We start from the raw sequence: 14101 nt of genomic DNA, 5'->3' as shown, positions 1-14101 counted from the left end.
GAGAAGTATGTTAGAAAATGGTGATTTAATCTTTGTGAAAGATAGTTCGGATATAGGGAAAGCCATCCAGGAATCTACTGGCAACTATAGCCATGTGGCCATTTTTTTAGACGGTTTCATCTATCATGCAACAACTGAAGGCGGTGTCATTGCCCAGGCTTCTGAAGATTTCTTTGTAGCTGGAAAAGTCTATGACCTTTATCACTATGCGGAGATTGATTGTACAGAAGTCAAAAAGCGGGCAGAGAGCCACTTAGGTGCACCCTATAATGTTTCCTTTTACCCAGATGGTGATGGTTTCTATTGCTCTCAATTTATTGCAGACATTCTACCTATTTTTGAGACCATTTCTATGAAGTTTGGGGATGATACACAGGAAATCAGTGATTTCTGGAGTCAATATTATAGAGAGCTAGGACTCCCTGTACCTTTGAATCAGCCTGGCACTAACCCGAGTCAATTAGCAGCATCACCACTTTTAGTTTGTAAAGAAAGGAATCTTTATGATTCAGATTTTTAATCCATCTCGTTTGACGCGACAACCATTCTTTAGAGATTTGGTTGACTATCTTGATCAGCACGACGATGTGATTCTGCGGCAAATCAAGGCCCAATTTCCAGATCAACCAGTGGATAAGCTGATGGAAGAATATATTAAGGCTGGCTTGGTTTTACGAGAGAACAAACGCTATTATCTTAATCTTCCCTTTCTAGAGTCTACGGAATCTCTTGAATTGGATCAAGAAGTCTTTGTAAGAGATGATAGTCCCATCTATCAAGAAATATTGGAGAAAGATTTTCTGACTGAATTGCGCAATCAAACCAATGCAGCTATCCTAGAAGAGTATACGGATTTTGCTCGGGAAAAGATGACCTTGTCTAATTACTTTTATAAGGTTAAGCACCAGTATCCGCTGACAGAAGATCAGCAGAAACTCTATGCTGTTTTGGGTGATGTCAACCCTGAGTATGCTCTCAAATATATGACAACCTTTTTGCTTAAATTTCTAAAAAAAGACCAGCTCATGCAGAAACGTCGTGATATCTTTGTTGATAGTTTAGTTTCATTGGGCTACATCATTCAAAATGAAGATGGGAAATATGAGTTGGCTGTAGAATTTGATAAAGAACGCTTCATCTTTATAAAAAAATAAAGGCTAGGAATTTTCCTAGCCTTCTTTAAATATACTATAGATAACGTTCTGCAACAGCAGCATCTCCAGGATAGTCTTCTTTCTTACCTTGGATGATTTGGTAGCAATCAGCTCCTTTACCAGCGATAATCACAGCGTCCAGTTCTTGACTTGTAACAGACATAGCAGCCTTGATAGCTTGCTCACGATCGACAATCTTTTCAACAGGATGATGGATATAGCTACTGATTTCATCTGCAATGGCCATCGGATCTTCATAGTTTGGATCATCAGCTGTTAGAAAGACTTGAATTTCAGGATGTTGATTGAGGAGAAGTCCAAAGTCCTTACGACGACTTTCTCCCTTGTTTCCAGTTGAACCAAGAACTAAAGCAATCTTTCCAGTTTGATGAGTTTCAACAACAGAAATAAGTTTTTTAAGACTGTCACCATTGTGGGCGTAGTCGATGAAAACTTTTGCGCCATTTTTCTGTGTGAGAACTTCCATACGACCAGGTACGCGAGTAGTCGCAATCCCTTTTTTGATGTCTTCAAGACTAGCACCTAGACGAAGACAAGCAAGTCCAGCAGCGACTGCATTTTCTTGGTTGAAGTGCCCAATCAACTGGATGTCATAGTCTCCAGCTAATTTACCAGTAGAGGAGAAGCTAAAGGCTTTAGAGTTTTCAATTTGATTACTTGATTGGCTACCGTAGAAATCATGTTCTTGATTTTCAACTTGTTCTTTTAGAACAGAGAAGTGGTCCATATCACTATTAATGACAACTGCTCGGCTATTTTTCATCAAGAGACGCTTGTGGTAGAAGTAGTCTTCAAAGGTTGGATGCTCAATAGGACCAATATGGTCTGGTGTGATGTTGAGAAAAACTCCCACGTCGAAAGTTAACCCATACACTCGATTTACCAGATAGGCTTGGCTGGAAACTTCCATTACTAGATGAGTTCTACCATTTTTAACCGCTTGAGCCATCATATCAAAGAGGTCGATATTTTCAGGTGTTGAGAAGGAAGATTTGAAGAAAGTCTTGCCATCTAAAGTTGTATTCATTGTCGACAAGAGGGCAGTTGGGTAGCGTTGGGACAAGATATGATAGGCAAAGTAAGCCGCTGTTGTTTTTCCTTTAGTGCCAGTGAAAGCAAGGATTTTAAGTTTCTCCTGAGGGTTGCCATAAAATTCCATGGCAATCAAACTCATGGCCTTTTTGATATTGTTAACAACAATAACAGGAATACCAACTTCATAGTCCTGCTCAGCTACGTACCAACCAAGCCCTTGTGCGATAGCTGAAAACAGATATTCTTTTTTAAAGGCAGCTCCTTTTGCAAAAAATAGAGTATTTTCTTTGATTGTTCGGCTATCGTAACTGATGCTGTCAAAAACAACATCGCTGTAGTTGTAGTGGTAATGTCCTTGGTCGATGATCTCACGGAAGAGATCATCTTTCTTTAAAATATCTAATATAGTTTCAATCTTTATCATACTTTCTATTGTAAACTGAAAGTCTGAATTTTACAAGTAACAAGGAAAAGTTTATAATGGAAGATAAGGAACTTTTCCTAGTGATTAAAAATGAATGAGGAAGCTATGTCTAACGAAAATAATCATCAGCAAGCCCAGATGTTGCGAGGGACTGCTTGGCTAACGGCTAGTAATTTTATCAGCCGCCTGCTCGGGGCTATTTACATTATTCCTTGGTATATTTGGATGGGGACATATGCCGCTAAGGCAAATGGGCTCTTCACCATGGGTTATAATATTTATGCATGGTTCTTATTGATCTCGACTGCGGGTATTCCTGTTGCAGTCGCAAAGCAAGTCGCTAAGTATAATACCATGAATGAGGAAGAGCATAGTTTTGCCTTAATTCGTAGTTTCTTAGGCTTCATGACAGGATTAGGTGTTTTCTTTGCCCTAATCTTATATTTCATGGCTCCGTGGTTAGCAGACCTTTCAGGTGTTGGAAGTGAGTTAATCCCAATTATGCAGAGCCTATCTTGGGCTGTCTTGATTTTCCCGTCTATGAGTGTTATCCGTGGATTTTTCCAAGGGTTGAATAATCTTAAACCTTATGCCATGAGTCAAATTGCTGAGCAGGTTATCCGTGTTATTTGGATGCTCTTAGCAACCTTTATCATCATGAAGCTCGGTTCAAAAGATTATCTATCAGCAGTTACTCAATCTACTTTTGCTGCTTTTGTGGGAATGGTAGCTAGTTTTGCAGTCTTGCTTTATTTCCTTTATAAGGAAGGATTGCTCCAAAAAGTTTTTGAAACACGAGATAAGATTGATAGTAAGAGTCTTTTGGTTGATACGATTAAGGAAGCTATTCCTTTTATCTTGACTGGTTCGGCTATTCAGCTTTTCCAAATCTTGGACCAAATGACCTTTATCAATAGCATGAAGTGGTTTACCAACTATAGTAATGAAGACTTAGTTGTCATGTTTTCTTATTTCTCTGCCAATCCTAATAAAATCACTATGATTTTGATTTCGGTTGGAGTTTCGATTGGTAGCGTTGGTCTGCCTCTCTTGACGGAGAACTATGTCAAGGGGGATTTGCCAGCAGCTTCTCGTCTAGTTCAAGATAGTATCACCATGCTCTTCCTATTCCTCTTACCAGCAACGGTTGGAGTAGTCATGGTAGGTGAACCACTCTATACAGTCTTTTATGGTAAGCCAGATGGCTTGGCTATGGGCTTATTTATCTTTGCGGTCTTGCAATCAACAATTCTAGGCTTGTACATGGTCTTGTCACCAATGCTTCAGGCTATGTTCCGTAACCGTAAGGCAGTCTTGTATTTTGTTTATGGCTCAATTGCGAAGATTGTTCTACAATTTCCAGCCATTGCTCTATTCCACAGTTACGGTCCGCTAATATCTACAACAATCGGATTGATTATTCCAAATGTTTTAATGTACCGTGATATTTGCCAGGTGACGGGTATCCGTCGAAATATTGTTCTAAAACGAACTATCTTAATTTCTATCCTAACCGTAGTGATGTTCCTGCTAGTTGGTTTCATACAATGGATAATAGGATTTTTCTTCCAACCAACCGGACGTCTATGGAGCTTCGTCTATGTTGCTATCATTGGTCTTATGGGAGGAGGCGTCTATGGTGTCCTGAGTCTACGTACGCGACTTTTGGATAAGGTCATTGGATCAGCTAAAGCAGATCGCTTACGTGCACGTTTAAAATTATCATAACAGTTTATAAATAAAACGAACAATTTGAACTTTTTATGTAAAAAAGTCTAAATTGTTCTTTTTTTCTTGAAAAAATACAAAAAAATATAAAAAATGTAGAAAAAAATAAAATTTTAAACATAATTACTTGACTAAAAAAAACATTAGCTGTATAATGATACAAATATTTAAATTTGGAGGTTCTGTTTATGAAAAAGTCTAAGGCAAAATACCTGACGTTAGCAGGCGTCGTCTTAAGTGCTGGTTTGCTTTTGGGAGCTTGTGGTAATTCGACTAGCTCTTCTAAAGTATACAACTATGTATACGCAAGCGATCCTTCTAGTTTGAACTATCTCTTAGAAAACCGTGCAACTACTGGTGATGTTGCTACAAACTTAGTGGATGGTTTGATGGAAAATGACCAGTATGGAAATTATATTCCTTCATTGGCAGAAGATTGGACTGTATCCCAAGATGGTTTGACATATACTTATAAACTTCGTAAGGATGCTAAATGGTATACATCTGAAGGTGAAGAGTATGCTCCAGTTACTGCGCAAGATTTTGTGACAGGGTTGAAATATGCTGCGGATAAAAAATCTGAAGCTTTGTATCTCGTACAAGATTCTGTAGCAGGTTTGGATGATTATATCAACGGAAAAACAACAGACTTTTCAACAGTTGGAGTTAAGGCTATTGATGACCAAACAGTTCAATATACCTTGACAAAACCAGAACCTTATTGGAACTCAAAAACAACTGCAACCATTCTATTCCCAGTTAATGCTGATTTCTTGAATTCTCAGGGGGACGACTTTGGTAAAGTGGATCCAGCAAATCTTTTGTATAATGGACCATTTATTCTCAAGTCTTTCACTTCTAAATCTGTCATGGAATACAAGAAAAATCCAAATTACTGGGATGCTAAAAATGTATTCGTAGACGAAGTGAAGTTGACTTACTACGATGGAAGTGACCAAGATTCTCTAGTTCGTAGCTTTAGCGAGGGAGTTTATAGCTTTGCCCGTCTCTATCCAAATAGCTCAAGCTTCTCAGGTGTAAAAGAGAAGTATAAAGATAATATTATTTATAGCATGCAAAATGCGACATCCTACTATTATAACTTTAATCTAGATAGAAAATCATATAACCACACTTCAAAAACAAGTGATGCTGAAAAAACAGCTCAGCAAGAAGCAGTTTTGAATAAATCATTCCGTCAAGCTATCAACTTTGCCTATGACCGTACTGCTTATGGTGCCCAATCTCAAGGGGAAGATGGAGCAACTAAGATTGTCAGAAACTTGCTCGTTCCACCAACATTTGTAACTCTTGAAGGAAAAGACTTTGGTGATGTAGTTGCTTCTAAGATGGTTAACTACGGAAAAGTATGGGAAAATATGAATTTTGATGATGCGCAAGATGCCTACTACAATGCTGATAAAGCTAAGGAAGTCTTTGCTCAAGCTAAGAAAGAACTTGAAGCCAAAGGTGTTCAATTCCCAATTCACTTGGATTTACCAGTTGACCAAACCTTTAAGAAGGGTGTCCAAGAGGCAAGCTCTTTCAAACAGTCTATTGAATCTGTTCTAGGTGCAGATAATGTCGTTATCGATATTCAAATGCTGACTACAGAAGAAATGGATAGTATTGGTTATCTAGCAAATACGGCAGCGCAAAAAGACTATGACCTCTATAACGGTGGTTGGGGACCTGACTATCAAGATCCATCAACCTACCTTGATACTCTAAGTTTAACAAGTGGTGGCTCATTGCAAAACCTTGGTCTAGAACCTGGTGAAACCAATGCTAAAGCAACTGCGGTTGATTTGGATGTCTATACTAAGATGTTAGAAGAAGCTAATACTGAACAAGATTTGAACAAACGTTATGATAAGTACGCTGAAGCTCAAGCCTGGTTAGTTGACAGTGCGCTTGCTCTTCCAAACGTTTCTCAAGGTGGAACTCCTGGATTGAGAAGAACTGTACCATTCTCTGCTGCCTTCTCTCAAGCAGGAAACAAGGGTGTTGAATCATACAAATACGTTAAGTTGCAAGATAAGGTTGTCACAACGGCGGAGTATGAAGAAGCTAGACAAAAATGGCTGAAAGAAAAAGAAGAATCTAATAAAAAAGCCCAAGAAGAATTAGCTAAACACGTTAAATAATGACTCTAAATTTAAAAACGGTAACCTTTGATGAGGTTATCGTTTTTCATATAGTTTTAAACTATAACTAGCTCTTGAAAACAAGAAAACGAAGGATCCAAAATAAGTGGTACAATAGTTACTATAGATTTGGAGGTAAAGTATGAGCAAATCATTTCACATCAACACAATTTTAGCCCAAGCAGGTATTAAATCAGATAAAACGACAGGTGCTTTGGTTACACCAATCCACTTTTCAACGACTTATCAGCACCCAGAATTTGGTCAATCAACTGGATTTGACTATACCCGCACCAAAAACCCAACTCGTAGCAAGGCAGAGGAAGTCTTGGCAGCTATTGAATCAGCCAAGTATGCTTTAGCGACTAGTTCAGGCATGTCTGCGATTGTGTTAGCCTTTAGCATTTTTCCAGTAGGAAGCAAAGTTTTGGCTGTCCGTGACCTTTACGGTGGTTCTTTCCGATGGTTCAATCAAGTGGAGCAAGAAGGACGTTTCCACTTTACCTATGCCAACACAGAAGAAGAGCTAATTGACGAGCTAGAAAAGGATGTGGATGTACTTTATATCGAAACACCAACCAACCCTTTGATGTTGGAATTTGATATTGAAAAATTGTCAAAATTAGCTCATGCTAAAGGGGCGACAGTTGTGGTGGATAATACCTTCTACAGCCCTATTTACCAACGCCCGATAGAAGAAGGAGCTGATATGGTCCTTCATTCAGCAACCAAATACCTTGCAGGACATAATGATGTCTTGGCAGGTGTAGTTGTAACTAATAGTTTAGGACTATATGAAAAACTTTTCTACAATCTCAATACCACAGGTGCTGTTTTGTCACCATTTGATAGCTATCAGTTGATTCGTGGTCTCAAGACCTTATCACTTCGTATGGAGCGCTCAACAGCGAATGCTCAGGAAATCGTAGCCTTTTTAGAACACTCACCTGCAGTCAAAGAAGTCTTGTATACAGGTCGTGGAGGGATGATTTCCTTTAAAGTAGCGGATGAGAAGCGTATCCCTCATATCTTAAATACATTGAAAGTATTCTCTTTTGCTGAAAGCCTGGGTGGTGTAGAAAGTCTAATTACATACCCAACTACTCAAACCCATGCAGATATTCCTGCAGAAGTTCGTCACTCTTATGGTTTGACAGATGACCTATTGCGCTTGTCTATTGGTATTGAGGATGTTAGAGATTTGATAGAAGATTTGCGTCAAGCCTTGGAAGGATAAGACTATGGGAAAATATGATTTTACAACTCTGCCAAATCGTTTTGGACATCATACCTATAAATGGAAAGAAGCAGAGATTGACCGAGATGTATTGCCAGCCTGGATTGCTGATATGGACTTTGAAGTGTTACCTGAGATTCGTCAGACTGTCCATGACTATGCTGAGCAATTAGTCTATGGCTATACCTATGCTAGTGATGGCTTGATTGAAGCTGTTCAAAATTGGGAGGAAAAACAGCATGGTTATACTTTCGATAAGGATTCCCTGATCTTTATCGAGGGAGTAGTACCAGCTATTTCAACAGCCATTCAAGCTTATACCAATGAAGGTCAAGCCGTGCTTATTAACACACCAGTATATCCACCTTTTGCCCGTAGTATTAAGCTCAACAACCGAAAATTGGTCATCAACTCTCTAGTGGAAAAAGATGGACTCTTTGAGATTGACTTTGAGCAATTGGAGAAAGATTTGGTGGAGAATACCGTAAAACTTTATCTACTTTGCAATCCCCACAATCCTGGTGGACGTGTTTGGGAAAAAGAAGTTCTTGAGAAAATTGGACAGCTTTGTCAAAAACACGGGGTCCTGTTAGTATCAGATGAAATTCATCAAGATTTAACCCTATTTGGTCACAAACACCATTCTTTCAATACTGTTAATCCAGCTTTTAAAGATTTCTCTTTGATTCTGAGCAGTGCCACTAAAACTTTTAATATTGCAGGAACAAAAAATTCCTATGTCGTTATTGAGAATCCCAAGTTAAAAATGGCATTCCAAAAACGTCAACTTGCTAATAACCAGCATGAAATATCAGGATTAGGATACTTAGCAACAGAAGTTGCCTATCGCTATGGTGAAGATTGGTTGACAGAACTCAAAGAACTGATTGAGAAACACATCAATTATGTAGTGGATGTATTTGGCAAAGAAACTAAAATTAAAGTCATGAAACCTCAAGGGACCTATCTCATTTGGCTTGATTTTTCAGACTATGATATTAGCGATGAAGAATTAAGAAAACTCTTGAGAGATGAAGCAAAGGTTATCCTGAACAGAGGCTTGGACTTTGGTGAAGAAGGAACTCTTCACGCTCGCTTAAATATATCCATGCCGACATCTGTCCTAGAAGAAGTTTGCCAACGAATCATTTCTACTTTTTCAAATCTTTAAAAACTAGCCTTTTAGGACTAAAGTATCCTAGAAGGCTATTTTCATAGGGAGAAATATGGTATAATAAAGAGATAAAGTAAAGGGGAAAATATGGCTAAATTGATTCCGGGGAAGATTCGTACTGAAGGAATAGAACTCTATGAAACTGGAAAGGTTCAAATCATCAAAGAAAAAAACACTCGTCTTTTTGCTCGAGTAGATGAGGAAGAAATTCGCTATAGTTTAGATGATGATTTGGTTTTCTGCGGCTGTGACTTTTTTCAAAAAAAAGCTTACTGTGTTCATTTAGCGGCCTTGGAGCATTATCTTAAAAATGATGAAAAGGGTCGTAAAATTTATATCAATTTAGAGACTGGACAGGAAAAACAAGAAGAAGTTGAGACTCAAGTGTCTTTTGGGAAGCAATTCTTGGATATGATCCAAACTCCTAATTTGCCTAAAAAATATCAAATATCTGTACATGGACAGGTAGAGGCAGGGACTAATCGTATTATTTGGACTTTAAAAATAGGGCTTTCTCCATTTGAAAAATATTATGTCATACGTGACATTCCTTTATTTTTAAAGGTTATAGAAAATCATAAAGGGTATATGATTGGTAAAACATATGAATCTGCTATAGAACTTTCTCAGTTTGATGATAGTAGCCGAAATCTCTTGGTTTTTCTACAGGGATTAATAGAAGACCAATCAGATGCTAACCTTTTCTTCAAAAATCAAGGGCGCCATCTTTATTTTCCATTAACCTTTTTTGAGCAAGGTGTAAACCTGTTAATGGAGTTAGACGATTTTCAGTTTGAGCATCAGGTCGCAGCTTATCATCATATCTTGTTTCAATATTTTGATGGAGCATCAGGTTTTATCTCCTTTAACATTATGGAAAATCCAAATTATTATGAGATGGATATTACTGAAGAAAAGCGAAGTAATTCGTTTTATAGAGGTCAGGTTCTGTTTCATAAAGGTACTTTTTATCTTTTGTCAAAAGAGCAAGCTAGTTTATTGGATAAAATAGTAAAATTACCTATGAATAATCAGGGGAGAAAAGTTCTGCAGTTTGATAAAAGTGATCGAGACTTTTTTGCTGCTCAATTAGTTCAACTTCGCAAAATAGGGAAAGTAGTAGCTCCAGAGAGTCTTCAAATCAGAACTTTTCAACCCTTTTTTTACTTTGATAGAGAAGAAGATGGTTCCATTCGATTGGATATGACATTTGACTATAAATCTTGTCTTATAACCTCTCGTAGAGAACTAGAATCCCTCCCCTTTGCAAGCGATATTCAGTTAGAACAAAAGATTTTTCAACTAGCTCTATCCTCTGGATTTGAGGCAGAATTTCAATCTTGGCGTCAAGCTCTTAAATCTGAGGCTATCTATACTTTCTTTCATAAGGTCATCCCTGACTTTCAATCGTTTGGAGAAGTTTCTATTTCTGGGAAGTTGCAAGAACTTTATCGAGTTCAAAAACCTCAGATTCAGGTTTCTTCACAGGGAAATTTATTAGATATTCATTTTGATTTTCAAGCAATTACTAAAGAAGATATTGACTTGGCTATGAAAGCTTTGGCTAGTCATCAAGATTTTTACATTAACTCATTTAATGAATTGTTCTTTTTTGATGAGGAGACCAAAAAAGTTCGTCAGGAAATAGAAGATCTGGGTATCGATGAGATTGGAGATGGTTCCTTTAGAGCACGCAAGTCTCTGGCTTATACCATATCTCAGCTATTTAAAAATCAAGAGAACATCTCTTTATCGGATGAATTTCGAGATTTAGCGCGTGATTTGAAACATCCAGAGGAGTTTCCCATGCAAAAAATAGAAATTCAAGCTCAATTAAGAGACTATCAGAAAAAGGGAGTTCAATGGCTTCAGATGCTCCATCACTATGGTTTTGGAGGGGTTTTAGCTGATGATATGGGTTTAGGGAAAACCTTGCAGTGTATCGCCTTTATTAGTAGCCAGATTAAGAAAGATAGTAGAATTTTAATTTTAGCTCCTTCTGGTCTAATTTATAATTGGGCTGATGAATTCAAAAAATTTGCACCAGATTTAGACTTGGTCGTTGTCCACGGACTTAAACCGAATCGAGAATCACTTTTGGCAGAAAAACATCAGATATATGTTACTAGTTATGCAACTTTCCGTCAGGATAGTGACATATACAAGCAGATGTCTTTTGACTTTCTATTTTTAGATGAAGCGCAAGTGATGAAGAATGCGCAAACTAAGATTGCTAAAATTTTAAGACAGTTTGTCGTACCATCAATCTTTGCTCTTTCAGGAACCCCAATTGAAAACCATCTTGGAGAACTGTGGTCCATTTTCCAAATCGTCTTGCCAGGTTTACTACCAGAAAAAAATAATTTTATGAAATTATCTGCTGAGCAGGTATCTCAATTTATTAAACCTTTTGTTATGCGACGCAAGAAGGAAGAAGTTCTATCAGAGTTACCTGACTTGATAGAAGTAGTCTATAAAAATGAACTTGAAGACCAACAAAAAGCCATATATCTAGCGCAACTCCAACAGATGAAGGAGCGCTTGGTCCAAGTGACAGAGACAGAATTTCAAAAAAACCGTGTAGATATTTTAACGGGTATCATGCGTCTGCGTCAGATTTGTGATACACCAGCCTTGTTTATGGATGATTATGAAGGGGCCAGTGGCAAGCTAGATAGTTTGCGTGATCTCCTGATACAGATTTCTGAAAGTGGCCACAGAGTTCTAATTTTTTCTCAATTTAGAGGTATGTTGGATCTTATAGAGAAAGAGCTGCCTGATTTAGGTTTATCATCATTTAAGATAACAGGTTCTACACCTTCTAAGGAACGTCAAGAGATGACCAAGAATTTTAATCAAGGTGAGAAAGATGTCTTCTTAATTTCACTTAAAGCTGGTGGAGTTGGTCTAAATTTAACAGGAGCTGATACGGTCATTTTGGTTGATTTATGGTGGAATCCTGCAGTCGAATCTCAAGCTATTGGTAGAGCACACAGAATGGGCCAAGAAAAGATTGTTGAGGTTTATAGATTGATAACACGTGGCACTATCGAGGAGAAGATTCAGGAGCTACAAGAACAGAAAAAGAATCTAGTCTCAGAGGTCTTGGATGGAACTGAGTCTCGTGCAAGTCTGACTCTTGATGAAATCAGGGAAATTTTAGGAATATCGTAAGACAAGACTTGAAAAATCAGGACTTTACGCTATAATGGAGTATTGAAAGGAAATAAAAATGAATCAAAACCGGTTTCCAATAATATCAGATGATGAGATCATGCTATCAGAGATGCCAGTCATGAACTTATATGATGAATCAGACTTTATTAGTAATATCAAGGGAGACTACCAAGACAAGAATTACTTAGAGTGGTCACCAATTATTAAGGATAAACCTTCGAATCAACAACATAATAGGCAAGTTTCTGAAAAAACAGAAAAAAGTTATGCTGAATTGGCTCGCGAAGAAGCAAGAGCGGATTTGAAGAAAAAACGTTCAGCTAGTTATCTGACACAAGATATTACGCATGTAAGACGCCATAAAAGTTCTAAGATTGCTAAACCATCGAAGCAGCCTACGGCTCCTTTCCAAAAGGAGAATCCAGGAGAATATACAAAATACAGTAAAAAATTGACTCAAAGTCATTACATTTTGGCTGAGAATATAGTTCAGATACAAAAGTCTTCTAAAGAGGATAATCTAGGTTCAAAGAAAAACAATTTTGATTTCTTGAAGAAAAGCCAAATATATAACAAAAAAGAAAATCAAACTGAAAAAGAACGAAAAGTTGCTCAAGAACTTAACTTGACAAATATAACAGAATAATAAAGGGGAATAAGATGGCAAAAACCTATCATTTTATCGGAATCAAAGGATCAGGTATGAGTGCTTTGGCCTTGATGTTACATCAAATGGGACATAAGGTTCAAGGGTCTGATGTTGACAAGTACTATTTTACACAACGTGGATTGGAGCAAGCAGGGATTACTATTCTTCCTTTTGATGAGAAGAATTTGCAGGGAGATTTAGAAATTATCGCTGGAAACGCTTTTCGTCCTGATAATAATGTTGAAATCGCTTATGCAGACCAAAACGGCCTTAGCTATAAACGTTACCATGAGTTTCTTGGAAGCTTTATGCGTGACTTTGTCAGCATGGGGGTAGCCGGAGCCCACGGTAAAACTTCTACGACGGGAATCCTATCACATGTTTTATCACATATCACTGATACAAGTTATTTAATCGGAGATGGTACAGGTCGTGGATCTGAAAATGCCAAGTACTTTGTCTTTGAATCAGATGAATATGAGCGTCACTTCATGCCTTATCATCCAGAATACTCCATCATTACCAATATCGATTTTGATCATCCAGACTACTTTACTAGTCTAGAGGATGTATTCAATGCCTTTAATGATTATGCAAAACAAATTACTAAAGGTTTGTTTGTCTATGGTGAGGATGAAGAGTTACGTAAGATTACTGCCAATGTTCCGATTTATTACTATGGTTTTGAAGAGAAAAACAATGACTTTGTAGCAAGTGATTTACTTCGTTCAACGACGGGTTCTACTTTTACAGTCTATTTCCGTGGAGAAAATCTTGGTCAATTCCATATTCCAACCTTTGGACGCCATAACATCATGAATGCTACAGCAGTGATTGGCTTACTTTACACAGCTGGATTTGACTTGAATTTAGTGCGTGAACACTTGAATACTTTTGGAGGCGTTAAGCGTCGCTTTACAGAAAAGATTGTTAACGATACAGTCATTATCGATGATTTTGCGCATCACCCAACTGAAATCATTGCAACTCTAGATGCTGCGCGTCAAAAATACCCAAGCAAGGAAATCGTTGCTATTTTCCAACCGCATACCTTTACTCGTACAATTGCTTTGTTGGATGATTTTGCACAAGCCTTGAATCAAGCTGATGCAGTCTACCTAGCTCAGATTTATGGTTCAGCGCGTGAAGTTGACCATGGTGATGTTAAGGTTGAAGATTTAGCAGCCAAGATTGATAAAAAACATCAAGTTATCACTGTTGAAAATGTGTCTCCTCTCTTAGACCATGACAATGCTGTATACGTCTTTATGGGAGCAGGTGACATTCAATCATATGAATACTCATTCGAACGTCTCTTGTCAAATTTGACAAGTAATGTTCAGTAAGGAATAACT

Annotated in this window: 10 protein-coding genes; 9 read left to right on the top strand and 1 reads right to left on the bottom strand. The window is 37.7% G+C overall.

Going from position 1 to position 14101, the window contains the following annotated elements:
• Positions 1-7: 7 nt before the first annotated feature.
• Positions 8-520: a YiiX/YebB-like N1pC/P60 family cysteine hydrolase gene (locus PAN07_RS05285; RefSeq protein ID WP_269797387.1), complete on the top strand. Its 513-nt coding sequence runs from the start codon at positions 8-10 to the stop codon at positions 518-520.
• A complete protein-coding gene (locus PAN07_RS05280) occupies positions 504-1154 on the top strand; it encodes a DUF1803 domain-containing protein (protein ID WP_269797386.1) in 651 nt (216 codons plus the stop codon). Before PAN07_RS05285 ends, PAN07_RS05280 begins: the two co-directional genes overlap by 17 nt.
• Before the next feature lie 34 nt (positions 1155-1188).
• On the opposite strand, the gene PAN07_RS05275 is transcribed toward PAN07_RS05280, so the two are convergent.
• A complete protein-coding gene (locus tag PAN07_RS05275) occupies positions 1189-2634 on the bottom strand; it encodes a UDP-N-acetylmuramoyl-L-alanyl-D-glutamate--L-lysine ligase (protein ID WP_269797385.1) in 1446 nt (481 codons plus the stop codon).
• Between the two features lie 105 nt (positions 2635-2739).
• Between PAN07_RS05275 and PAN07_RS05270 the strand changes: the two genes are divergently transcribed.
• The 7 genes from PAN07_RS05270 (at position 2740) to murC (ending at position 14092) form a co-directional block, all read left to right on the top strand.
• A complete protein-coding gene (locus PAN07_RS05270) occupies positions 2740-4362 on the top strand; it encodes a polysaccharide biosynthesis protein (protein ID WP_269797384.1) in 1623 nt (540 codons plus the stop codon).
• Between the two features lie 188 nt (positions 4363-4550).
• Complete coding sequence (locus PAN07_RS05265) at positions 4551-6509, top strand: peptide ABC transporter substrate-binding protein (RefSeq protein ID WP_269797383.1); 1959 nt, start codon at positions 4551-4553, stop codon at positions 6507-6509.
• 142 nt (positions 6510-6651) lie between these two features.
• Positions 6652-7746: a cystathionine gamma-synthase gene (locus PAN07_RS05260; protein ID WP_269797382.1), complete on the top strand. Its 1095-nt coding sequence runs from the start codon at positions 6652-6654 to the stop codon at positions 7744-7746.
• Between the two features lie 4 nt (positions 7747-7750).
• Positions 7751-8917: a MalY/PatB family protein gene (locus tag PAN07_RS05255; RefSeq protein WP_269797381.1), complete on the top strand. Its 1167-nt coding sequence runs from the start codon at positions 7751-7753 to the stop codon at positions 8915-8917.
• Between the two features lie 90 nt (positions 8918-9007).
• Positions 9008-12094: a DEAD/DEAH box helicase gene (locus tag PAN07_RS05250; protein ID WP_269797380.1), complete on the top strand. Its 3087-nt coding sequence runs from the start codon at positions 9008-9010 to the stop codon at positions 12092-12094.
• A 58-nt stretch (positions 12095-12152) separates the two neighbouring features.
• Positions 12153-12743 carry a cystathionine gamma-synthase gene (locus PAN07_RS05245; RefSeq protein WP_269797379.1) on the top strand — a complete coding sequence of 197 codons (591 nt, stop codon included), beginning with the start codon at positions 12153-12155 and terminating at the stop codon, positions 12741-12743.
• Between the two features lie 14 nt (positions 12744-12757).
• Positions 12758-14092 carry a UDP-N-acetylmuramate--L-alanine ligase gene (gene murC / locus PAN07_RS05240; protein WP_269797378.1) on the top strand — a complete coding sequence of 445 codons (1335 nt, stop codon included), beginning with the start codon at positions 12758-12760 and terminating at the stop codon, positions 14090-14092.
• Positions 14093-14101: the final 9 nt, after the last annotated feature.

The sequence above is a fragment of the Streptococcus sp. SM5 genome (assembly GCF_027497975.1).
The sequence above is the reverse complement of the archived record's forward strand: the minus strand, read 5'-3'. Positions and strand labels throughout refer to the sequence as shown.

What these genes read in the sequence shown, in the direction of transcription:
- PAN07_RS05285 (WP_269797387.1), top strand. Translation starts at nt 8, where the DNA reads ATGTTAGAAAATGGTGATTTAATCTTTGTGAAAGATAGTTCGGATATA.
- PAN07_RS05280 (WP_269797386.1), top strand. Translation starts at nt 504, where the DNA reads ATGATTCAGATTTTTAATCCATCTCGTTTGACGCGACAACCATTCTTT.
- PAN07_RS05275 (WP_269797385.1), bottom strand. Translation starts at nt 2,634, where the DNA reads ATGATAAAGATTGAAACTATATTAGATATTTTAAAGAAAGATGATCTC.
- PAN07_RS05270 (WP_269797384.1), top strand. Translation starts at nt 2,740, where the DNA reads ATGTCTAACGAAAATAATCATCAGCAAGCCCAGATGTTGCGAGGGACT.
- PAN07_RS05265 (WP_269797383.1), top strand. Translation starts at nt 4,551, where the DNA reads ATGAAAAAGTCTAAGGCAAAATACCTGACGTTAGCAGGCGTCGTCTTA.
- PAN07_RS05260 (WP_269797382.1), top strand. Translation starts at nt 6,652, where the DNA reads ATGAGCAAATCATTTCACATCAACACAATTTTAGCCCAAGCAGGTATT.
- PAN07_RS05255 (WP_269797381.1), top strand. Translation starts at nt 7,751, where the DNA reads ATGGGAAAATATGATTTTACAACTCTGCCAAATCGTTTTGGACATCAT.
- PAN07_RS05250 (WP_269797380.1), top strand. Translation starts at nt 9,008, where the DNA reads ATGGCTAAATTGATTCCGGGGAAGATTCGTACTGAAGGAATAGAACTC.
- PAN07_RS05245 (WP_269797379.1), top strand. Translation starts at nt 12,153, where the DNA reads ATGAATCAAAACCGGTTTCCAATAATATCAGATGATGAGATCATGCTA.
- murC (WP_269797378.1), top strand. Translation starts at nt 12,758, where the DNA reads ATGGCAAAAACCTATCATTTTATCGGAATCAAAGGATCAGGTATGAGT.